The following is a 20,691-nucleotide window of genomic DNA, read 5'->3' as shown; positions in this document are numbered from 1 at the left end:
CACAGAACGTCCCGCAGGATTGGTTTAATCAACCTTATTTTGCGAGAAAACCTGCGGGACGGTGTGTAATATCTGTATGGTAACATTTTATCATTCAAAGAATCACAATGGATTCGACAACATCCCCTCAACGGAAAACAACCGCACTGCGGCTGAGCTTGTCCCTTGCTTTGATCGAGGGACTGTTCGTGTTCTGGAAGTTTCTCACCGCGCCTAGCGAAGCGGAGTCGGTCGTCTTCTTGCAGTATTCCGCGCTTCGATTGATCCTACTGCTGGCTGTGCTTGTCCTGTCGCTGGCGATTTTGCTTTTACTGGTTGCATCTTTCAAAAAGAACTGGCTCGAACTGAAAACGGGAAGACTCATCGCCAACCTGTGGGATAAGACCGAAACCTTCTGGGCATGGCTCGCGTTGGGCAGTCTAACCTATTTCCTGCTGTTCACTTCAAATCAGAATTTGGGATCGCTTGCTTCCTATCGTGAGCGTTTGTATCCGATCCTTGTCTGGATTGCCTTGATCGCGGTTCAATTCATTGTAAGTTTTGTCTTCGTCAAAGGAAGCGGCTCGAATCTTTTTCAAACCTATCGCTCATCCCTTGTTCCGAGCGGAATTGCCCTTCTCCTGCTCGCGCTCCTCATCCTCTTCATCGCCCTCACCAAAATTGGACTCACTCCCGACGCGATCTACTGGCAGGGACCTGGAGTCCCGTTGTTGATCTCACAGGTGGTCGTTGCGTGGGGTATCGGATTATTGTTCAACGTACTTGTTCTGCGATTCGGCGAAGTGGGTCGAAACCGAGTCAACGTGTTGGCTTGTGTCGCATTGTGGGCATTGGCGGTTTTTCTCTGGTGGAATCAACCTGCGCGGTCGTCTTACAATGTGCTCGAACCTGCGCCTCCCAATTTTCAGAGTTATCCATTCGGCGATTCGATCCTATACGACACCGTCGCGCATAAATTTTTGACAGGCACAGCATTGCCGAACGACTTTTGGGTCAAGCCGTTGTATTCTTTCTTTCTGGCGTTCCTGCATTTGTTCGCGGGAGAAAATTATGGACTGCTAGTTTTTCTTCAGATTGCGATTCTCGCCATCATCCCTGTCTTGGTTTATCTGCTCGTCAGCCGCATCGGAAATCGGACTGCGGGCGTCGTTGCCAGTCTGCTCGTGATCCTGCGCGAACAAAACTCGATCGCGCTGTCGAACGTCATTCAAGTATCTCATCTGAAACTGTTGTTGAGCGACGTGTTTTCAATGGGACTCGTCGTCCTCCTGCTCTGGCTGATGCTCCGCTGGTTCGAGAATCCGCGCGAACGACGCAATTCTCTTTTGGCATTGGGCGGCGTGTTGGGGTTGTTGACCCTGACGCGCGGACACCCCATCCTTTTGCTTCCCGTTTTTCTTGTGATCGTCTTCCTGTTCAACGCGGAAAATTTCCGACAACGAATTGCACGCGTAGGTTTCATCGCGGCTGGCGTTGGTCTGGTCTTGCTTCCCTGGCTCGCGCAGATTTACCAAACTACAGGGCGCATCGCGCTTCAAAGTCCCGTCTCGCCGTACAGCGCGAACATGGCTGGGCTGTACAGCATTACGCCTCATCTTGCGGATCCCGAAGCGTTTACTACGGATGTTTCGAGTCGAACGTTGGAAGAGTCCGATGCGCAGAACAAACAAGTCACCGACTTTATCCTCCAGCATCCCGATGAAGTCCTGCGATTCGTCTCGGCGCATTATTTCCATAACGTGATTTACAGTTATATTTATTTACCGCAATCGTTTCGTATCGAAAGTTTGAAAGCATATGTCGCCTCTGAGCCGTTCTGGGGCGCGTGGCAGGGTGAACTTTCATTTCAAAGTTGGATTTTGTTATTCATCAACATGGGCTTGATCGCGCTGGGATTCGGAACCGCGTGGAAGAAAAACAAATACCTTGCCATCGCTCCCGTGCTGATCGGCATGGGATACAACGCCAGTGTTTCCGTGGGACGCATCTCAGGCTGGCGGTTCATCCTCCCAGCCGATTGGATCACCCTCGTCTACTTTTCCATCGGGCTGGTTCAGTTCTCCTACATCATTTGGTATGTTGTTACTCGTTCCGCACAGGATGTTTCGGCGAGGGACGAATCACAAACGGTTGAAAAGACTTCCGCAAGTTGGGTCAATGCAACGACGATTGCAGTTGTCTTTCTTTTAATCGGATCGTCTGTCACCTACGGGAATCGGCTATTTTCAAATCGTTATCCTGAAAAAACCGCCCCACAGTTGATGAGCGAGTATTTGGTTGCCGCCGAATCGCTTGATCAGTCGTTAACCAACGATGATCTCGAACGTTTCCTTCAAAACGACCGAGCCGTCATCGCGTATGGACAGGCGATCTACCCATACTATTTGAAATCCGATTCGGGTCCCATCAACCACGCCTGGCCCGCATACAAACCGCGACCATACAATCGCGTTGTGTTCTATCTTGTGGGTTCAGAATCGTCGAATGTTATTTTGCCGATACCCTCTCCGAAATTCGATTTTCCCGACGGCGCGGATGTGATCGTGATCGGTTGCGCCAACGACAATGGGGACGTGGAGGCGTTGTCCGTTTTGCTCACGGGCGAATCGCCGTCGCTGTTCACGCGCGAGCCGATGCCCGCGCTCAGTTGTCCATTGCCTGAATAAACCGTCCCGCAGGTTGTTGCTTAACTTGCCTTATGCGCTCATAACTCCGAAGGAGTGAAATGATGATAGGGTTGCATCAAATAGGCGAGTCAACCCCGAAGGGGTGTCATGGGGTTTTATATGGCGGCATATCATCCCTTCGAATGCTCTTCATCCGAATCCCTCGTTTGACACCCCCTCATTCTCGGTTATAATTCAGTCACTGAATTTTGAACCGATGAATCCTATGGAAACCACAAACGAAGAACTGCGCGAACTTACCCTGCTCGAAAACATCGAAAACGATCCAGATGTGAATCAGTCCACGCTGGCGACCCAGCTTGGCGTCGCGGTGGGAACCGTGAATTGGCATCTCAAGCGGCTCGTCGCGAAAGGCGCGGTCAAAGTCAAGCGCGCCGAACGCAAGAAGTTGCGTTACATCATCACGCCCGAAGGCATCGCCCTGCGCGCCCGTCTCGCGGTGGATTATGTCGAGCGGTCGTTTTCGATCTATCGCAAAACGCGACAGCGCGTGAAAGAACACATCGCAAAAATTCGCGCGGCGGGATTCGATCGCGCGCGCGTCGTCGGCAAGGGCGATGTGGTGGACGTGTGCAAACTCACCTGCATCGAACAGGGCGTGACGATCGTGACCGATAAAAACGCGCCGACGATTCAAGTAGATGGATTCAAAGTGACTCTCAACATGGATGGGACCTCATGAAACATATTTTGATCACGGGCGGCGCGGGCTACATCGGTTCGCTTCTGACCTCCGAACTGCTTCGGCTTGGATACCGCGTCACCACCCTCGACTCTCTGCTCTTCGGCGGTGAAGCCATCGTCCCGTTTTTGCATCATCCCAATTTTCATTTCGTGAAAACGGACGTGACCGAACCGCGCGCCGTGAAGGACGCGCTCAAAGATGGTTGGCAGAAACCTGACGCGGTGATCCATCTCGCCGCGATCGTTGGATTCCCCGCGTGTCAGGCGGTGGGGAAGCAGGTCGCGTGGAAGTACAACGTTGATTCAACAAAGATGGTTTATGAACAAGCGACAGACTTGGGCGTGGAGCGATTCGTGTTCGCATCCACGTACAGCAATTATGGATTATCTCAAGACGGCAAGCCTGTCACCGAAGAGTCGCCGTTGAATCCGCAATCGTTGTATGCTGAAACGAAGATCGCGGCGGAAGAATTTTTACTTTCACAAAAAGATTCGCCGACCGCGCCATTGTTGTTCCGATTTGCCACATTGTATGGATTATCCCCGCGCACTCGCTTCGACTTGATCGTGAATCAATTTGTGCTGGAGGCGTTCACCAAACGCGTGCTGGTCATCTACCAACGCGGCTACTCGCGTTCGTTCGTCCATATCCGCGACGTGGCGCGCGGCGTCATCATGGGACTCGAAGCGGAGCAGTCGAAAATTCGCGGACAAATTTTCAATCTCGGCACCGACAATGGCAACTACTCGAAAGACGATATCGTGACGTTGGTCCGCAAGCGCATGCCCGAAGTGGAAGTGGAATACAAAGACCTCACCTTCGGCGGCGACATGCGCGACATCACCGTGTCGTTTGCCAAGATCAAAAGCGTCCTCGGCTTCGACACCACCCTCGACGTGGACGACGGCATCCGCGAATTGTTGTTCGCGTTGAAGACGGGTCTCATCCAGAACCCGACCGATACGCGGTATCGTAATGCGCAGTTTATCGTTCAATAATAGTAGACCTCACAGGTCTCAAAGACCTGTGAGGTCTTGCTAAGGAAAATATGACCAACACCTTCTGGCAAACCAAAAAAGTCATCGTCACGGGCGGATCGGGCTTCCTCGGCTCGTTCGTCGTCGAGAAACTCCAGCAGCGCGGCGCGAAAGATATATTTGTCCCACGCAGTTCGCAGTACGATCTACGAAAATCGGAAGACATTTCGCGCGTCCTCACTGATTTCAAAGCCGACATCGTCATCCACCTCGCCGCCCTCGCAGGGGGAATCGGCGCCAACATGGGGCGACCCGCCGAATTTTTCTACGACAATTTGATGATGGGCGTGCCGTTGCTTCATCAGGCTTGGCAAAAGGGGATTGAAAAGTTTGTCGCGGTTGGTTCAATTTGTTCGTATCCAAAGTTCACGCCGCTTCCTTTCAAAGAGGAGACCCTTTGGGACGGCTATCCCGAAGAGACAAACGCGCCGTATGGTTTGGCGAAGAAAATGCTGCTCGTGCAATCGCAGGCGTATCGTCAGCAATACGGATACAACTCAATTTATTTGATGCCAGTGAATCTGTTCGGTCCGCGCGATAACTTTGACCTGGCGACCTCGCACGTCATCCCCGCGCTGATCCGCAAAACCGTCGAAGCGACCGAACGTGGCGAGGAGGAAATCCCCGCCTGGGGCGACGGCTCGCCGACGCGCGAATTCCTCTACGTGGAAGACGCCGCCGATGGAATCGTCACCGCCGCCGAAAAATACAACGGCTCCGAACCTGTCAATCTCGGTTCGGGTTACGAAATTTCCATCAAAGACCTCGTGGAGATGACCGCGAAAATGACAGGTTTTACAGGCAAGATCGTCTGGCAGACAGACAAACCGAACGGTCAACCCCGCCGCGCGCTCGACGTCAGCCGCGCGAAAGACTATTTCGGCTGGAGCGCACAAGTCCCCTTCGAGGAGGGGATGCGGCGCACGATCCAATGGTTTAAAGAAAATCGAAAATAAACGGAACGCGGACTTCAGTCCGCTTATGTTGCAAATAGCGGACTAAAGTCCGCAATCCGAAAATGACCGAACCTACCACCATCTACATCAAACCCACCAAAGGACTCGCCGCGCTGAACCTGCGCGATCTGTGGACGTACCGCGAGTTGGTCTTCTTCATGGTCTGGCGCGATGTGAAAGTGAAATACAAACAGACTCTGCTCGGCATGGCGTGGGCTGTCATCCAACCCGTGATGACGATGCTCGTGTTCACCTTCCTCTTCGACAAAGTGGCAAAACTTCCCACCGAAGGGATTCCGTATCCCGTGTTTTCGTTCACCGCGTTATTGCCGTGGGGTTTGTTCGTTGTCGCGCTCAATCAGGGCAGCCGCTCGCTCGTGGCGCACAACAACATGGTCACAAAAATTTATTTCCCGCGCTTGATTCTTCCCATGTCATCGGTCTTCGCAGGTCTTGTTGACTTCGCCATCGCGTTCGTCATTCTCATCGCGCTGATGATTTACTATCAAGTGACTCCCGCGTGGAATTTGATTTGGACTCTTCCGTTCTTCCTCCTGCTTGCGATCATCACCGCCCTGGGAGTCGCGTTGTGGCTCTCGGCGGTCAACGTGAAATATCGTGACGTGAATCAAGCCCTCCCGTTTCTGACTCAGTTTTGGCTGTTCGCCACACCTGTAGCCTACTCGGCGTCTGTGGTCTCTGCGAAGTGGCAGATCCTCTACTCGCTCAACCCGATGGCAGGCGTCGTGAACGGATTCCGCTGGGCGCTCCTCGGCGCAGGCAATGGACCTGACATCACATTGTGGGTTTCTGTCACCATCTCTATTCTGATTTTTATTTCAGGACTTTTTTATTTCAGAAGCATGGAAAAAACTTTCGCAGATACGATTTAGATAAATAGATAGTAGAGAATAGAGAGCAGAGGATAGAAAGTAGAAAGTAGTCAACCATCCAGTCTCCAATCTCTAATCCTCTATTCTCTAATTCTCTAATCCTCTAATTCTCAATCTCCAATTACCACTTACCTCTCACCCAATGACCACCGCTATCTCAGTGCAAAACCTCGGCAAGCAATACAAGATCGGCGCGGCGGAAACCAAGTTTCGCTATAACATGCTGCGTGATGTGATCGTGGATACGGTCTCGGCGCCGATCCGTTTGGCGAAAGCGCTCGTTGGAAAATCGGACCGACGCTTGAATCAAAATTTCATCTGGGCGTTGCACGACGTTTCCTTCGACCTCGACGAAGGCAAAGTGCTGGGCATCGTCGGACGCAACGGCGCGGGGAAAAGCACACTGCTGAAAATACTCTCCCGCGTCACCGAACCGACGACGGGGACTGTTTCCGTGCGCGGACGCGTCGGCTCGCTCCTCGAAGTGGGGACGGGGTTTCATCCCGAACTGACGGGGCGCGAAAACATCTACATGAACGGCGCGATCCTCGGCATGAAGCGCGCCCAAATTGACCGCAACTTCGACGCCATCGTGGACTTCTCGGAAGTGGGGCAGTTCATTGATACGCCCGTCAAACGCTATTCATCGGGCATGTACTTGCGGTTGGCGTTCGCGGTCGCGGCGCATTTGGAGCCTGACATTCTTGTTGTAGATGAAGTGTTGGCAGTGGGTGACGCGGAGTTTCAACGCAAGTGCATCGGCAAGATGAACGACGTGGCGCAACAGGGACGCACGGTTTTGTTTGTGAGTCATAACATGTCCGCGATTCTGCGATTGACTCAAGAAGCCATCGTCTTGAAAAAAGGACAACTCATCAAGCGCGCGCCGACTCCCGAAGCCGTTGATTTTTATCTCGCGTCGGGTCAAGCCGAATCAGGCGAGCGCGTTTGGGAGGCGGACGAGGTCCCAGCGGCGAGCGCGCCATTTAAACCCGTATCAATCAAAATCAAAGAAAGAAACGGCGCGGTCGTAGACACCGTCCGATCCACCGAGCCAGTCGTCATCGAATTCGAATATCAACTCGACGCGCCCGTCACGGGTCTGCGCGTGGGCATGTATCTCAACACGATGCGCGGCGAATATGTTTTTACCGCGTTCGACACCGACGATGCGCAACAGTTCGAGCAGTTCGGCGCGCGCGCGGCGGGACGTTACGTGAGTCGTTGCGAAATCCCCGCCGATTTTTTCAACGAGGGTCGTTACTATCTCGGCGTCAACGCAAGTTCGTTCGGCGTCAAGCGATATTTCATGGACGAGAATGCCATCTCGTTCAACGTGGATATTTCAGGCGCGCCTGGCACGCAATGGCCCGAACTGCGGCAAGGACCGATTCGTCCGCGTTTGAATTGGAAGATCGAGAAAATCAGCGGTTAGAGAATAGAGAGCAGATGATTAGTCATCGGACTACTCTCTACTCTCTAATTATCTACTCTCTCTTTATGAACAAAAATTCCCTCCGCAACTTTTTGGGCGCACTGCCTCTCGCCGCCGAACTCGATTATTCGCTTCGGCAAAAGAATCGCGCCCGCAAAGACCACTTCAACCTTTCGCGCCTAAAAAAATCACTCCCTCAAGCCGTTGAATCGATCAAGCCAATCCTTCAATCACCAATACGCAATCCGCAGTACGCAGTAAAAAACATCCTCTTTTTCGCCACCCTCCACTACTGGATCGAACAAGCCGCGTACATCTCCCTCGCCCTCGCGGGACTCGGTCACAAGGTCACGCTGTTGACTCTGCCCTATTCCGAATGGCACAAAGAGATGGATAAACTGACTCAGAAACAACGCGGACTCCACACAAGAGACGCCCTCTTTCCTCTTTCTTCTTTCGTTCCTCACGTTTCCATGCTAGACCTTCGACCTTCAACCTTCGACCTCCCAGCCCCTCTCCACACTGACATCGCCGAAATCTCCCTCTGGGACGCGCAATACACCCTCATGCGCGAAGAAGTGGACATGTCGAACGCGAAAGACAAAGCGTTGTACGATCTGCGGATCAAGCGCAACACCTTCGCCGCCCTCGCCGCGCTCGAGTGGATGCAAGCCAACAAGCCTGATGTTGTGCTTGTTCCCAACGGATTGATCCTCGAAATGGGAATCGTCTTCCGCGTTGCGAAATATTTGAACATTCCCGCCGTCACGTTTGAATTCAACGACCAGCGCGAACAAATTTGGCTGGCGCAGAACACGTCCATAATGCGGCAGGACACGGACTATCTCGTCGAAGCGCGTTGCAAACTGCCGATGACCGACGAAATGTACGAACGCCTCGCCGACTTGGAGAACGCCCGACGCGGCGCGCGCGTGTGGGGAAAATCAAAACGACTGTGGCAGTACGTCTCATCACAAGGCGCCGAAGAGACGCGCAAAGCCATGGGCTTGGACAACAGACCCATCGTCCTGCTTGCCGCGAACGTGTTGGGTGACAGTCTCACGCTTGGGCGAAACATCTTCGCCGAATCCATGAGCGAGTGGATCACCAAGACCGTCCAATACTTTGCGGAGCGGACGGATGTACAACTCGTCGTGCGGATTCACCCTGGCGAGAAAATTGTCCCGCAGGCGAAATCAATGGGGACTGTCGTGCGCGAAGCGTTGCCCGAATTGCCGAGTCACATCCACGTGATCGGCGCGTTGGACAACATCAACACGTACGATCTGATCGAGATCGCAAATCTTGGGTTGGCATACACAACCACCGTCGGCGTCGAGACCGCGATGAACGGCATCCCCGTCATCTCGTGCGGACAAACGCATTATCGCGGTCGCGGCTTCACAATTGACCCGAACTCGTGGGATGAATATTTTGCCGCGCTCGAAAATGTTTTATCCGATTTGCCCGCGCATCGTTTGAACGATGAACAAACCGCGAAGGCATGGAATTATGCATATCGTTTCTTTTTTGAATATCCGCGTCCATTCCCATGGCGGTTGATGAATTTTTGGGATGACCTTGACGTGTGGTCTCTCGAAAAAGTGTTGAGCGATGAAGGAATGAATCATTTTGGAGATACGTTCAGGTTTTTAGTCGGTGAGCCGTTTACGTGGAAATGAAACTCGGTGGTCGAGTAGTCCTGAGCGGAGCGTAGCGGAGACGAAGGACGTATCGAGACCACCACGCCGTAGAGTAATTTTTGTAACAAATATACTTTTGAAACTTGGTGGTCTCGACTGCTTGCGTCTCGACCACCGATGAAATAAAAACATGACAAACGAAACCAAACAAAAAGTCCGCGAGTTTTATGATGAGATCGGCTGGCAACAGGAAGACGACGGGAATTATCAAAACGCCCGTTACGAAGACCTGCGCCCCGTCTCGCGCGAATACATCCACAAAACGCGCCTGCGCGTGATGAACGGATTGATTCCCACAGGCAACCTCCTGCTCGACGCGGGTTCGGGTCCTGTGCAATACGAAGAATATAAAGTCTATTCGCAGGGATACCAAAAGCGCGTGTGCCTGGATATTTCCATTCAAGCCTTACGCGAAGCGCGGACACGCATCGGCGATCACGGACTGTTTGTCGTCGGCGACCTCGCCAATTTGCCGTTCAAAGCCGACGCGTTCGACGGCGCGGTTTCGATGCACGCGATCCATCACCTCGCGCTCACCGAACATCCGCGCGCGTATTCTGAAATCCATCGCGTGCTCGCCAGCGGACGAACTGCGGCGATCGTCAACGGCTGGCATGATCCTCTTTTGAGTCGCGTCGCCGAACCGTTGATCGGACTCATGCGCAAACTTTCGGGTCGCTCGGCGAAAAAGAAAAAAGAATGGCTCAGCGAAGAAGACCCCGCAGGGACGTTCGTGCAAAAGATGACTCCCGCGTGGCTCAAGCGCGAGATCGGTTCGAAGATGCCCATCGAAATCAAACCCTGGCGAAGCATGAGCACGCGCATCTTGCGTTGGTTCGTCCGTCCGTTCGGCGGGCGCGCGTTTTTGCGATTCGTGTTTTGGCTCGAAGCCGTGTTTCCAAATTTTTTTGCCGAGAACGGGCAGTATCCGTTGATCGTGATTAGAAAATAGAGACTGGAGACTAGAGACTTTGTCCAAGTTTACCGATCAGCAATATCTCAAGACCGATCAATACAAAGACTCATCGAACCTCGACGCGCGCGTGGCGATCCATCAACGCTTCAGCACAAATCCGTATGGCTGGATGAATTGGGTCTTCGACCATCTGTTGAAACTTCCAGCAAACGCGAAGATATTAGAACTCGGATGCGGACCTGGATATTTGTGGAAGGAAAACAGTCATCGCATCCCATCCACGTGGGACATCACCCTCTCGGATCTTTCCGCAGGGATGCTTGATTCGGCTTGGCGGAACTTGGTCGTCACTGGGAGAGCATACAACTTCAAAGAGATCGACGCGCAGGAAATTCCGTTCCCCGACGAAACCTTCGACGCGGTCATCGCCAATCACATGCTGTATCATGTCCCTGACAGAGCGAAGGCGATTCGAGAGATGAAACGAGTCTTGAAAACGGGCGGTCATCTGTTTGCAACGACTGTCGGCGAACGGCATATGCAGGAAATCACGGGCTGGTTGGAGGAGATCAGCAACGGGAATTATGTCAGCAAGGCGACGTTATCTTTTACTCTGGAGAATGGACTGGCACAATTGAAATCCGTTTTTCCGCAAGTGACCCTCTCTCGTTACGATGATAGTTTGCGCGTCACTGAATTGGAACCGCTGGTTGCTTATCTGCGTTCGATGACTGCTCTTTCTGACCTTCAGGAAGGCAAGTTGGAGCAAATTAAGCAAGCATCGCAAGATAAACTGGAGCAACAAGGCTCAATCTTCATCACAAAAGATTCTGGCGTGTTTGAAGCGATAAAGTAATTCATCCCAACTCGGTGGTCGAGTAGTCCCGCCGCGCTGAGCGGAGCGACAGCGAAGTCGAAGCGTGTGCGGGACGTATCGAGACCACCAGTGACATGTGAATATGAAATCAAAAGGTGTGGTCTCGATACGTGGCGCGAAAACCATGCGCCACTACTCGACCACCGTATGAAAACAAGAAGTGTGGTCTCGGTACGACACTCGCTATCGCTCGTGTCTACTCGACCACCAGAGGTAACAGGAGAAATCATGGACTGGAAAAATCAAGTCATACTCATCACAGGCGGGACGGGGTCTTTCGGCAAGAAGTTTACGCAGACTTTGCTTGCCGAGAAACAGCCGAAGAAGATCATCATCTTCAGCCGCGACGAGTTGAAACAGCACGAAATGCAGGTGGGCGGATTCAACCATCCGTCACTGCGCTATTTCATCGGCGATATCCGCGACAGGGAGCGACTCGTCCGCGCGATGCATGGCGTGGATATCGTTGTCCATGCGGCGGCGTTGAAGCAGGTCCCAGCGTGTGAGTACAACCCAATGGAAGCCATCAAGACCAACATCATGGGCACAGCGAACGTGGTCGAAGCCGCGTTGGATGCGGGCGTGAAAAAGGTGATGACCATCAGCACGGACAAAGCCGTCAGCCCCGCGAATTTATACGGCGCGACAAAACTCGCCGCCGAGAAGTTGACCGTCCAAAGCAACGCATATGCCGCGGGTTCAGCGACCCGCTACTCGTGCGTCCGATACGGGAATGTCGTCGGCTCGCGCGGCTCGGTCGTGCCGTTGTTCCTCAAACAACGCGAGAATGGGACAGTCACCATCACCGACGAGCGCATGACGCGCTTTTGGCTGTCGCTGGAGCAGGGAGTCAAATTCGTCATTGACTGCATCGAGCAAATGGAAGGCGGCGAAGTGTTCGTGCCGAAGATTCCCAGCACGAAAGTCGTTGACCTTGCCAAAGCCATCGTGCCGAATGCAAAGATCAACATCATCGGCATCCGCCCTGGCGAAAAACTCCACGAAGACTTGATCTCGGATGATGAGGCACGTCACACGATTGAACTCGACAAGATGTACGTCATCCAACCCGCCGAAGCAACGTGGTTCGGTTACTCGTGGAAAGACAAAGGCAAACCGCTCCCCGATGGATTCACCTACACCAGCGACAATAACTCCGAATGGCTCGATATTGACGGAATCAAAAAATTCGTTGCGCCGTTTGAGGAGTTGTTTAAGCAGGGGAAGTTGGAGGGGTGATGCGTGATACGGGATACAAGTTACGGGTTACGAGATACGTAACCTGTAACTCGTACCTTGTAACGTGTATCATGGAACTTGACACATGGCACGAATACTCATAACTGGCGCCAGCGGACTGCTCGGAATCAACCTCGCACTTGAAGCCAAGCGCGTGCATGATGTCATTGGCGTGGACAGGGGTAAATTGAAATCCGCTCCGTTTCGGGTGCTTCATGCAAATCTGCTCAGGTCGGGCAGTGTCAATTCCATTCTCGATTCGACAAGACCTGAGTGGCTCGTCAACTGCGCCGCGTTGGCGAATCTTGAAATGTGTGAAGAAGATCCAGAACAGGCGAGGCTACTGAATACAGAACTTCCGAGGGAGTTAGCCGCCGCTTGCGCCGAACGAAATATTCCCTTCGTCCATCTTTCGACCGACTCGGTTTTTGACGGCACAAAAGAGGGAGTGTACACAGAGGAAGATGAACCAAATCCGCCAGGTGTTTACTCTCAGACAAAACTCGATGGCGAACGCGCCGTGCAACAAGTTAACCCGCAGGCAATTATTGCCAGAGTTAATTTTTTCGGTTGGTCATTGGGCGCAAAAAGAAGCCTCCCCGAATTCTTCATCAACAACTTGAGCGAGGGCAAAAACGTCAACGGGTTTACGGATGTCATCTTCTGCCCGATGTGGGTCAATCATCTGGCGCAGACGCTCATTGCCATGCTCGAAAATGATTTGCACGGTTTGTATCACGTCGTCGGCGCGCAGGCGATGAACAAGTATCAGTTCGGGGTGGAGGTGGCGCGAAAGTTCGGGCTGAGAGAAAGCCTCATCGAGCCGCAATCAGTCGAAAGGTCGGGTTTGACCGCCAAGCGATCCCACAATTTATGGCTGTCTGTCCACAAGTTGTCCACAGATTTGGGGCGCGAAATCCCCTCGTTCTCCACTGGTTTGGACGGGTTCTATACACAGTTCCAACAGGGTTATCCACAGAAAATCAGGGGTTATCAACAGTAACGCAATTTGCCAAATTGCGCCACAGGAGACACATGAAAAATCTGCTCAAACTCGAAGAACTCTTTTTGTTCGGGCTCGCCCTTTTTCTTTTTTCTGGATTGGACTACGGGTGGGGATGGTACGCGCTGTGGTTTTTTGCGCCCGATCTGAGCATGATCGGCTATTTGGCAAACCCCCGCTTCGGCGCCTGGACGTATAACTTGGTCCACCACAAGGGGCTTTCGGTTGCCCTTTATGCCTTGGGCGCCCTAACCTCCACGCCGTGGCTGATGTTCGCAGGGACAGTCCTTCTCGGTCACTCCAGTTTTGACCGCGCCCTCGGCTACGGGTTGAAGCACGAAGACGCGTTCCAGAATACGCACTTGGGGAGGATTGGGAGGTAATCTGAGATGGATAAATTCATCAACAATTGGGTAGCCCCCTATTATCTTCATATCCTGCATGGCAATTATTATTACTTATTGAAAGATGACGAACAAGTTTCATTCAATGAGAAGGTGAGAAAAGCCCTATTGGTTTTGGATGATGAAATCATTCAACGGCTTTTGTCAGGTGATTGGCGCGAGCAAATAACTGGAAGTTGGTTTTGCGGATTAAAAGGCTGGTCACAGTATGCTGATGAAATTGGCGCAAAACTTGTAGAAAGCAAAATGACATATGCTGGTCAGGGTCATTGTTTTGCGCTTGCATGTTTTGCAAACGATAAAAGCGTAAAATACCTTACAGAATATCTAAACATCTACCTTCCCAGAACGAATCTTCATTATGATCAAGCATGGGTTATGCCTGCTCTACTGTGGGTGGATAAACAAAACAATACCAATAATGCGTCCCAATATCTTGATTCAGGCGGTTTGTGGGAGAAATTTATTGCAGATAAGGATTCTGATTTATGGCAAATAGATTATCGCCAAGAGTATTTTTGGAACCTAATGAATTATTGTAGAGAAAATTTTATGCAACCAAAGAAATAAGCTTATGACCCTTGAACTGCTCAAATCCAAAACAGGATGGCATGATTCACGCGGAATCAATGACACCCCTTCGGGGTTGGTAAATCATCGAACCCGAATCTATAATCATTCCACTCCTTCGGAGTTTTTGCTCGGTCACTCCAGTTGTGATCGCATCATCGGCTACGGGTTGAAACACGAAGACGCATTTCAGAATACGCATTTGGGGAGGATTGGGAGGTAGGTTATGAATCTCGATGAACTAGTGAGAACTTTGCCTAAAGCTGAACTTCACATTCATTTAGAAGGTGCCATCCCTTCAACGACGGCTCTTAAACTAGCTCATAAATATTCACATCTAGGAGTTGTCGAAAGAGTTGAATCATTACAAAGGTCGGTTACATTTCAAAATTTTGAAGATTTCCATTCCTATTATCAGCTATGTATGCAGTTGATTCGCTCCGCTGAAGACTTTGCTCTTGTCGTGTACGAGTCTGGACGCGATATGATGCATCAGAATATTCGTTATCGAGAAGTGTATATTTCTATCTATCAACATCTTCACGTTTGGGAAAAGAATTTGCATTTTCAAGATGTTATTGACGGGATTACTGTCGGTCGTCAGAAAGCTCGTGATGACTTTGGCGTAGAAATGCAATGGATATTTGGCATTCCCCGCAATCGCCATTTCAGTGGCAGCAACCCTAGAGTTTTTGATCCTACAATAGCTAACGTTATTTTAGATTACGCTATTCAGGGACAAAAGCGTGGCGTAATTGGTATAGGGCTTGGAGGAAATGAGGTAGATGCGCCTCCAGAACCATTCCGCGACATCTTTCAGAAGGCAAAACAAATAGGTTTGCGAAGTATTCCCCATGCTGGAGAAACCAGTGGAGCTAGTAGTGTTTTGGGTGCCATCAAAGAGTTACAAGCAGATCGCATATGTCATGGCGTTCGCTCAACGGAAGATAAAAATGTAGTTAATAAATTGGTGGAACGCCAAATCCCACTTGATATTTGTCCAACAAGTAATATTCGCCTCAAGGTTTATCCAAAAATGAGTCAACACCCTTTTCGTGATTTAGATCAGTTGGGTGTATGTGTCACAATTAATAGTGATGACCCCTCAATTATTGGTAGTACATTATGTGACGAATATATCGCTGTAGCCAGAGAATTCGGATACACAATAAATGACCTTGTGCGTTTCGCTAGAAATTCAATCAATGTATCCTTTGCAACCATTGAGTTGAAGACAAAGTGCCTTCAAGAAATCGAACAATGGGAGAAGTCCCGCTTTGTCCATATTCAACGGTGATATCTCGAAAGTGACCTATGCCTCTTGAACTTCTCAAATCCAAAACCGAAGACCTGACAGGTTTTACGTGGCGCTTGCCCATCGGACTTCAGCGGATGGAATACAACTTGCTTAATCACGGTGCTGCGGAAACCTGTCAGGTCAGCTAGGTTAACAACCCTGAATATTCTAACGCTTGGTCAGACCATTTCCTTGCCTGTACGGATAAAAGCGTTCTGAGGCGTTCGTCAGTTTGAGCGTGTTCCCAACCCTCACGCCATAATTTGAGCATGAGGCTAATATCCTTTAGTTCTTTGCTGGCGGCTTCGGTTTGCTGAGAGAGAGTCCATTCGATGAATTGGACACATTCGTCCAGCATCGGGATGATCGCCTTGGCGCGAGCGGTTTTCTCGGCGGAGGAGGCAACCCGTCCCAGCGTGGCGGCGAGCGCTCCCAACTGCCGAGCGGGCGATTCTTTTGTAAAGGATTCGGCATATATGGTCATGGCTTTACTCCTTCAAAGTAATTCCGTGTGATACGTTCAACTTTATCGCAGATCGTTTTATCTTGAATAATAATGCTTCTGTTTTGATGCGGACGAATATTGATCAGCGATTCGAACTCGATTTCCTGCTCGTCAGGAAACCAGTTTGCGCCCCAAAGATCTTTCTGTTCACTGCCATCGTTCAACAGCAGTTGCTCGCATTCGTAGTGCATTCCGCTTCCACCTGCAAGGATTTCCCGTTCGATGTCAACGACGATCTTGATCATGCGCATTTCGGAAAACGACTCCAACATCTCTTGCATTTGCGATGATGTCGCTTTGCTGGTGAAAACATGAATGGGCATGCGCAGATTATAAGCCGAAAAATGTAATACGATAAAATACAATTCAACCCTTTTCGGAGGAACACATGGAAATTAAATTTGGAAATCGCACGATCGGATCGAACCATCCCACCTACTTCATCGCTGATATTGCGGCGAACCACGATGGCGATTTGGAACGGGCGAAACTGTTGATCCGTTTGGCGAAAGAGGCGGGAGCGGATGCCGCCAAATTCCAGAATTTCGACGCGCCGAAGATCGTCTCGGATTATGGCTTCTCGCACATGAACTCGCAGGTCAGCCATCAGGCGACGTGGAAGAAATCGGTGACCGAGGTCTATCGCGCCGCGTCCATTCCCTTCGAGTGGACGTTGACGTTGATGGAGGAATGTCAGGAAGCGGGCATTGATTATTTCTCGTCGCCGTATGATTTCGCCGCGATTGATTTCCTCGACCAATATGTGCCCGTCTACAAGGCTGGCTCTGGCGAGATTGATTGGATCGAAGCGCTGGAACGCATGGCGAGCAAGGGCAAGCCGTTCTTTATCGCCACGGGCGCGTCCACGATTGGGGAGGTGCAGAAGGCTGTCCATGCGGTTCTCAAGATCAACAAGCAACTCGTGTTGATGCAGTGCAATACCAATTACACCGCGTCCCCGAACAACTACGACCATTTGCATTTGAACGTATTGAAGACCTACGCGACGATGTTCCCTGATGTGATTCTGGGACTCTCCGATCACACGCACGCGGTCGCTCCCGTTCTCGGCGCGGTGACGCTTGGCGCGCGCGTCATCGAGCGTCACTTCACCGACAGCAACGACCGCGAAGGTCCCGACCACAAGTTTGCGATGGATCCCGCCAAATGGGCGCGCATGGTCGAAGAGACGCGCCTGCTTGAGCGTTCGCTTGGCTCTGCCGATAAATTTATCGCTGAGAATGAAATTGATACCGCTGTTGTGCAACGTCGCTGTCTGCGGGCGGCGCGGGAGATCAAGGCTGGCGAAGTGTTCACGCGTGAGATGATTGACGTGTTGCGCCCCGCCACTGTCGGCGCGATCAAGCCTGACCAGATTCAAGATGTCATTGGAACTAGAGCATTGACCGACATGCCGATGGGTAAAGAGTTGAGATGGACTGACCTCGGCGCGGCTTCTTGAGAGAGGAGATAGGAAAATGGACATCGCAGAATTCCGAAGCATAACTATGACTGTAATTCGAGAAAGCGGTATTGCTGATTACATACCCACCCTGATTCTCCCTGCTGAAGGGGTGGTAATGGCGCTCGAAGGAATTCCAAGTGATATAAGCCATGAAGATGCTGCCCGACAATGGATCAGAGAGAATGGTTACGAATCAGCGGAATATTTTTTGGCTTTTAGAGCGGCTGGTGATGAAATTTATCTCGAACACCGTAAAGACAATTTGTTGATTGGAACGGCTGTAATCGATAGTAGCCTGAAACTTGACACCTGACACTTGGAACGTGAAACTTTGAAAGTCATTTATTTCAGCAAGAACTACACTCCTCACGATTATCGGTTTCTGTCTTCGTTGGCACAAACGGAACATGAAATCTTCTTTTTGCAACTCGAGGCGACGACTCGGCAAACGGAGGATCGTCCTGTCCCTGCGAATGTTGAGCAGATTTTGTGGGCAGGCGGGCGGAGCGAATTCCGCTGGCGGGATGTGCCGCGTTTGACCTTCGATCTTCGACGTGTGATCAAAGAAATTCAGCCTGATCTGATTCACGCGGGTCCGATTCAGAATTGCGCGTTTCTCGTGGCGTTGAGCGGATTCCGTCACTTGCTGACGATGTCGTGGGGGTATGATTTGGTGATGGATGCGGAGAGCAGTTGGTGGATGAAACGTATTACGTACCACGTACTGCGTAAGTCGGCGTTCTTTACGAGCGATGCGAGGGTTTCAAGAGATAAGGCTGTTTCTTTTGGAATGAATCCAGAAAGAACGGTTATTTTTCCATGGGGAACGGATATTGAGCATTTTGTTCCGCGCAGAATGGAAAGTGGAAAGTGGAAAAAGACGAGAGGTAAAAAGAAGTTATCAGTGAGCAGTAAACAGTCGAAAGTGATTACTCTTTTTTGTAGTAGGACATGGGAATCAATTTACGGTGTGGATGTTTTAGTGAAAGCGTTTGTCAAAGTGGCGAATGAAAACCCGAATGTGAATTTGATTCTGCTGGGAGGCGGGTCGCAGGGAGCCAGCATCCGCAAGATATTGATGAATGGCGGTGTGATGGATCGAGTTCACTTCGGCGGACAGGTCGGTCAACGCGATTTGCCGCGCTGGTATCACATGGCGGATGTTTATATTTCCCCGTCGCATGTGGACGGTTCGTCCGTGACGTTGATGGAGGCGATGGCGAGCGGGCTTCCGTGTTTGGTGTCTGATATTGCGGGGAATAAAGAATGGATTGAGGATGGAGTCAATGGGTGGACTTTCCGTGATGGGGATGTGGATGATCTGGCGGAGAAGATTCTGTTTGCGATAAAAAAGAAGAGAGAATTTAGGAGAATTGGAGAATTAGCACGGAAGACGGCGGAGGAGAGGGCGGATTGGAGGAGGAATTTTGGTAAACTACTTGAGGCATATGAGATGGTCAAGAGCGGTTAGCCACAGAGCGCACAGAGACTCTTCGACTGCGTGCCGTCCTTCGACTGTCGCTCAGGATCGGCACTTCGCTCAGAGCGAAGGGGAGAAAAGGTTGATCGAAGCGAATCAATTGTCGGCTGGGAGCGAAGCGTGCGTCAGTGTGGATAAAAGTTGAAGAGTTGGAATTCTGGAGAATAAAGATGCTTACGTTTGAAAATCTTGTCGAGGGGTTTCGCTCGCTGGGCGTGGAGGAAGGGGATACGTTGCTGGTGCATAGTTCGTATAAATCGTTCGGCGAGGTGGACGGCGGACCGCAGACGGTGATCCGCGCGTTGGAGGTTGTGCTCGGTGTGGACGGGACGCTGATCATGCCGACGTTCAATTTTGATTTCAACAAAGGCGCGGCGTGGGATGTGCGGACGACGCCGTCGAAGATGGGCGTGTTGACGGAACTGGTGCGGCTCGACCCGCGCGCGAAGCGGGTGTTTCATCCGTTTTATTCATTTGCGATTTTGGGGAAGCACGCCGAGATACTGGGAAGTTTGCGATACAAGAGCGCGTATGAACGGAACTCGGTGTTTGGGAAGTTGCGCGATCTCGATGCGAAGATTATGGTGATCGGACTGTCGTATACGAACAGCATGACGTTCTTTCATCATATCGAGCAAATGGAGGGCGTGGATTATCGTTTCCTGAAACAGTTCACAGGCGAGGTGACGGACGAGAATGGAGTCACGTATACGGATACGTTCGAGATGCTCGTGCGCGATATTGATAAGGGCGTTGTGACGGAAGTTAACCCGATGGGCGCGTTGATGGAACAGGCAGGCGTGATCCAGTCGGCGAAGATTGGTAATGCGGATGTGAAGTTGATGAAGGCGAATGAGGTGTATGAATTTACGGCACGCGAGATGAGGCGCGATCCGTTTTTGTTGTATTATGTGAAGAAGGAGAAATAGAGAGTGGAAAGTAGAAAGCGGAGAGTGGTTGTGACTTATTTGCTGTAATGATATCTCGCTTGCAGAAAGTCAATTCGATTATCGCGCACGAGATAGACAATGCGATGTTCCTGTGTCAACCTGCGCGACCAACAGCCCGCGCCAAGATATTTGAGCGGCTCGGGTTTGCCAATGCCTTCAAATGGGTCTCTCAAGATTGAGTCAATCAATTCAAAGACGCGCAAAGCAAGTTTGCGATCTGTCCCGACCCAAAAACGGAGGTCTTCAATAAATTCAGGTTGAAAGACCGCCTCACGCTTTTTCTGCTTCAAGACCCACCTCTTGGCGCAAGTCGTCCATGCTCTTGGCTTGACCTTCATTCTTCAACGCCCGCGCCAAAGCGGACAATATCCGCTGGGCGTTTTGTGCTGAACGCATTAGATATGCAGTTTCGGTCAGGCTGGCAAGTTCATCGGCTGAGATCATGGCAACATCCTCAGAGCCGCGCCGTTGAATGATGACCACTTCACGGTCTTTGGTGACACGGTCTAGCAGGTTGGCGAGTTTCTCGCGTGCGCTGGTGTAGGTAAATTCGATGGTCATATAGGTCTCTCCAATCTGTACAGGAATA

23 protein-coding genes are annotated in these 20,691 nt (G+C 51.1%); 19 read left to right on the top strand and 4 right to left on the bottom strand.

Annotated elements, in window-relative coordinates:
* The first annotated feature begins 107 nt into the window (after positions 1–107).
* The 15 genes from IPM31_04170 to add all read left to right on the top strand — a co-directional run bounded on the left by IPM31_04170 (position 108) and on the right by add (position 15,702).
* On the top strand, positions 108–2,666 hold the full coding sequence (locus IPM31_04170; GenBank protein ID MBK9006171.1) for a glycosyltransferase family 39 protein: 2,559 nt from the start codon (positions 108–110) through the stop codon (positions 2,664–2,666).
* 226 nt (positions 2,667–2,892) lie between these two features.
* Positions 2,893–3,369 (top strand): winged helix-turn-helix transcriptional regulator, encoded by a 477-nt coding sequence (locus tag IPM31_04165; GenBank protein ID MBK9006170.1) that lies wholly within the window; start codon positions 2,893–2,895, stop codon positions 3,367–3,369.
* Positions 3,366–4,370, top strand: coding sequence for an NAD(P)-dependent oxidoreductase (locus IPM31_04160; GenBank protein MBK9006169.1), 1,005 nt, complete (start codon positions 3,366–3,368; stop codon positions 4,368–4,370). The genes IPM31_04165 and IPM31_04160 overlap by 4 nt, the downstream gene beginning before the upstream one ends.
* A 50-nt stretch (positions 4,371–4,420) precedes the next feature.
* Positions 4,421–5,365: a GDP-L-fucose synthase gene (locus IPM31_04155; protein ID MBK9006168.1), complete on the top strand. Its 945-nt coding sequence runs from the start codon at positions 4,421–4,423 to the stop codon at positions 5,363–5,365.
* 62 nt (positions 5,366–5,427) lie between these two features.
* Positions 5,428–6,258, top strand: coding sequence for an ABC transporter permease (locus IPM31_04150; GenBank protein ID MBK9006167.1), 831 nt, complete (start codon positions 5,428–5,430; stop codon positions 6,256–6,258).
* 142 nt (positions 6,259–6,400) lie between these two features.
* On the top strand, positions 6,401–7,693 hold the full coding sequence (locus tag IPM31_04145; protein ID MBK9006166.1) for an ABC transporter ATP-binding protein: 1,293 nt from the start codon (positions 6,401–6,403) through the stop codon (positions 7,691–7,693).
* A 65-nt stretch (positions 7,694–7,758) separates the two neighbouring features.
* Positions 7,759–9,375 carry a hypothetical protein gene (locus tag IPM31_04140; protein ID MBK9006165.1) on the top strand — a complete coding sequence of 539 codons (1,617 nt, stop codon included), beginning with the start codon at positions 7,759–7,761 and terminating at the stop codon, positions 9,373–9,375.
* 151 nt (positions 9,376–9,526) lie between these two features.
* The gene (locus tag IPM31_04135; protein MBK9006164.1) at positions 9,527–10,348 is read left to right on the top strand and encodes a class I SAM-dependent methyltransferase; all 822 of its coding nucleotides are present in this window, start codon (positions 9,527–9,529) and stop codon (positions 10,346–10,348) included.
* Positions 10,349–10,367: 19 nt separating this feature from the next.
* Positions 10,368–11,168: a methyltransferase domain-containing protein gene (locus IPM31_04130; GenBank protein MBK9006163.1), complete on the top strand. Its 801-nt coding sequence runs from the start codon at positions 10,368–10,370 to the stop codon at positions 11,166–11,168.
* Positions 11,169–11,417: 249 nt separating this feature from the next.
* A complete protein-coding gene (pseB, locus tag IPM31_04125; GenBank protein MBK9006162.1) occupies positions 11,418–12,428 on the top strand; it encodes a UDP-N-acetylglucosamine 4,6-dehydratase (inverting) in 1,011 nt (336 codons plus the stop codon).
* 85 nt (positions 12,429–12,513) lie between these two features.
* On the top strand, positions 12,514–13,431 hold the full coding sequence (locus IPM31_04120; GenBank protein ID MBK9006161.1) for an SDR family oxidoreductase: 918 nt from the start codon (positions 12,514–12,516) through the stop codon (positions 13,429–13,431).
* Positions 13,432–13,463: 32 nt separating this feature from the next.
* Positions 13,464–13,814: a DUF4260 domain-containing protein gene (locus IPM31_04115; GenBank protein ID MBK9006160.1), complete on the top strand. Its 351-nt coding sequence runs from the start codon at positions 13,464–13,466 to the stop codon at positions 13,812–13,814.
* Between the two features lie 6 nt (positions 13,815–13,820).
* Complete coding sequence (locus tag IPM31_04110) at positions 13,821–14,405, top strand: hypothetical protein (protein ID MBK9006159.1); 585 nt, start codon at positions 13,821–13,823, stop codon at positions 14,403–14,405.
* Positions 14,406–14,409: 4 nt separating this feature from the next.
* Positions 14,410–14,628 carry a DUF4260 family protein gene (locus tag IPM31_04105; protein MBK9006158.1) on the top strand — a complete coding sequence of 73 codons (219 nt, stop codon included), beginning with the start codon at positions 14,410–14,412 and terminating at the stop codon, positions 14,626–14,628.
* Positions 14,629–14,631: 3 nt separating this feature from the next.
* Positions 14,632–15,702: an adenosine deaminase gene (gene add, locus IPM31_04100; GenBank protein MBK9006157.1), complete on the top strand. Its 1,071-nt coding sequence runs from the start codon at positions 14,632–14,634 to the stop codon at positions 15,700–15,702.
* Positions 15,703–15,847: 145 nt separating this feature from the next.
* Here the strand turns inward: add and IPM31_04095 are convergent, their stop codons facing one another.
* Together IPM31_04095 and IPM31_04090 are read right to left on the bottom strand one after the other, a co-directional pair.
* Positions 15,848–16,186 (bottom strand): hypothetical protein, encoded by a 339-nt coding sequence (locus tag IPM31_04095; protein ID MBK9006156.1) that lies wholly within the window; start codon positions 16,184–16,186, stop codon positions 15,848–15,850.
* On the bottom strand, positions 16,183–16,479 hold the full coding sequence (locus IPM31_04090) for a hypothetical protein (GenBank protein MBK9006155.1): 297 nt from the start codon (positions 16,477–16,479) through the stop codon (positions 16,183–16,185). Before IPM31_04090 ends, IPM31_04095 begins: the two co-directional genes overlap by 4 nt.
* Positions 16,480–16,595: 116 nt before the next feature.
* On the opposite strand from IPM31_04090, the gene IPM31_04085 reads away from it, so the two are divergent.
* The 4 genes from IPM31_04085 (at position 16,596) to IPM31_04070 (ending at position 20,081) form a co-directional block, all read left to right on the top strand.
* A complete protein-coding gene (locus IPM31_04085) occupies positions 16,596–17,669 on the top strand; it encodes an N-acetylneuraminate synthase family protein (protein MBK9006154.1) in 1,074 nt (357 codons plus the stop codon).
* 16 nt (positions 17,670–17,685) lie between these two features.
* Positions 17,686–17,985 (top strand): hypothetical protein, encoded by a 300-nt coding sequence (locus IPM31_04080; protein MBK9006153.1) that lies wholly within the window; start codon positions 17,686–17,688, stop codon positions 17,983–17,985.
* Between the two features lie 18 nt (positions 17,986–18,003).
* Positions 18,004–19,143 carry a glycosyltransferase family 4 protein gene (locus tag IPM31_04075; protein MBK9006152.1) on the top strand — a complete coding sequence of 380 codons (1,140 nt, stop codon included), beginning with the start codon at positions 18,004–18,006 and terminating at the stop codon, positions 19,141–19,143.
* 179 nt (positions 19,144–19,322) lie between these two features.
* Positions 19,323–20,081, top strand: a complete 759-nt coding sequence (locus IPM31_04070) for an AAC(3) family N-acetyltransferase (protein ID MBK9006151.1) — start codon at positions 19,323–19,325, stop codon at positions 20,079–20,081.
* A 35-nt stretch (positions 20,082–20,116) separates the two neighbouring features.
* Here IPM31_04070 and IPM31_04065 read toward each other — a convergent pair whose 3' ends face one another.
* Together IPM31_04065 and IPM31_04060 are read right to left on the bottom strand one after the other, a co-directional pair.
* Positions 20,117–20,440, bottom strand: a complete 324-nt coding sequence (locus IPM31_04065; protein ID MBK9006150.1) for a Txe/YoeB family addiction module toxin — start codon at positions 20,438–20,440, stop codon at positions 20,117–20,119.
* The gene (locus IPM31_04060; protein MBK9006149.1) at positions 20,373–20,663 is read right to left on the bottom strand and encodes a type II toxin-antitoxin system prevent-host-death family antitoxin; all 291 of its coding nucleotides are present in this window, start codon (positions 20,661–20,663) and stop codon (positions 20,373–20,375) included. The genes IPM31_04065 and IPM31_04060 overlap by 68 nt, the downstream gene beginning before the upstream one ends.
* Between the last annotated feature and the right edge of the window lie 28 nt (positions 20,664–20,691).

This window comes from Candidatus Defluviilinea gracilis (genome assembly GCA_016716235.1).
Classification (GTDB): domain Bacteria; phylum Chloroflexota; class Anaerolineae; order Anaerolineales; family Villigracilaceae; genus Defluviilinea; species Defluviilinea gracilis.
The sequence above is the reverse complement of the archived record's forward strand: the minus strand, read 5'-3'. Positions and strand labels throughout refer to the sequence as shown.

Bases quoted from the DNA above. Each gene is read 5' to 3' on its own strand.
- IPM31_04150 (MBK9006167.1), top strand. From the start codon at position 5,428: ATGACCGAACCTACCACCATCTACATCAAACCCACCAAAGGACTCGCC.
- IPM31_04085 (MBK9006154.1), top strand. From the start codon at position 16,596: ATGGAAATTAAATTTGGAAATCGCACGATCGGATCGAACCATCCCACC.
- IPM31_04070 (MBK9006151.1), top strand. From the start codon at position 19,323: ATGCTTACGTTTGAAAATCTTGTCGAGGGGTTTCGCTCGCTGGGCGTG.
- IPM31_04120 (MBK9006161.1), top strand. From the start codon at position 12,514: ATGGCACGAATACTCATAACTGGCGCCAGCGGACTGCTCGGAATCAAC.
- IPM31_04110 (MBK9006159.1), top strand. From the start codon at position 13,821: ATGGATAAATTCATCAACAATTGGGTAGCCCCCTATTATCTTCATATC.
- IPM31_04080 (MBK9006153.1), top strand. From the start codon at position 17,686: ATGGACATCGCAGAATTCCGAAGCATAACTATGACTGTAATTCGAGAA.
- IPM31_04095 (MBK9006156.1), bottom strand. From the start codon at position 16,186: ATGACCATATATGCCGAATCCTTTACAAAAGAATCGCCCGCTCGGCAG.
- IPM31_04115 (MBK9006160.1), top strand. From the start codon at position 13,464: ATGAAAAATCTGCTCAAACTCGAAGAACTCTTTTTGTTCGGGCTCGCC.
- IPM31_04105 (MBK9006158.1), top strand. From the start codon at position 14,410: ATGACCCTTGAACTGCTCAAATCCAAAACAGGATGGCATGATTCACGC.
- IPM31_04145 (MBK9006166.1), top strand. From the start codon at position 6,401: ATGACCACCGCTATCTCAGTGCAAAACCTCGGCAAGCAATACAAGATC.
- add (MBK9006157.1), top strand. From the start codon at position 14,632: ATGAATCTCGATGAACTAGTGAGAACTTTGCCTAAAGCTGAACTTCAC.
- pseB (MBK9006162.1), top strand. From the start codon at position 11,418: ATGGACTGGAAAAATCAAGTCATACTCATCACAGGCGGGACGGGGTCT.
- IPM31_04135 (MBK9006164.1), top strand. From the start codon at position 9,527: ATGACAAACGAAACCAAACAAAAAGTCCGCGAGTTTTATGATGAGATC.
- IPM31_04090 (MBK9006155.1), bottom strand. From the start codon at position 16,479: ATGTTGGAGTCGTTTTCCGAAATGCGCATGATCAAGATCGTCGTTGAC.
- IPM31_04155 (MBK9006168.1), top strand. From the start codon at position 4,421: ATGACCAACACCTTCTGGCAAACCAAAAAAGTCATCGTCACGGGCGGA.
- IPM31_04140 (MBK9006165.1), top strand. From the start codon at position 7,759: ATGAACAAAAATTCCCTCCGCAACTTTTTGGGCGCACTGCCTCTCGCC.
- IPM31_04165 (MBK9006170.1), top strand. From the start codon at position 2,893: ATGGAAACCACAAACGAAGAACTGCGCGAACTTACCCTGCTCGAAAAC.
- IPM31_04160 (MBK9006169.1), top strand. From the start codon at position 3,366: ATGAAACATATTTTGATCACGGGCGGCGCGGGCTACATCGGTTCGCTT.
- IPM31_04060 (MBK9006149.1), bottom strand. From the start codon at position 20,663: ATGACCATCGAATTTACCTACACCAGCGCACGCGAGAAACTCGCCAAC.
- IPM31_04065 (MBK9006150.1), bottom strand. From the start codon at position 20,440: ATGAAGGTCAAGCCAAGAGCATGGACGACTTGCGCCAAGAGGTGGGTC.
- IPM31_04170 (MBK9006171.1), top strand. From the start codon at position 108: ATGGATTCGACAACATCCCCTCAACGGAAAACAACCGCACTGCGGCTG.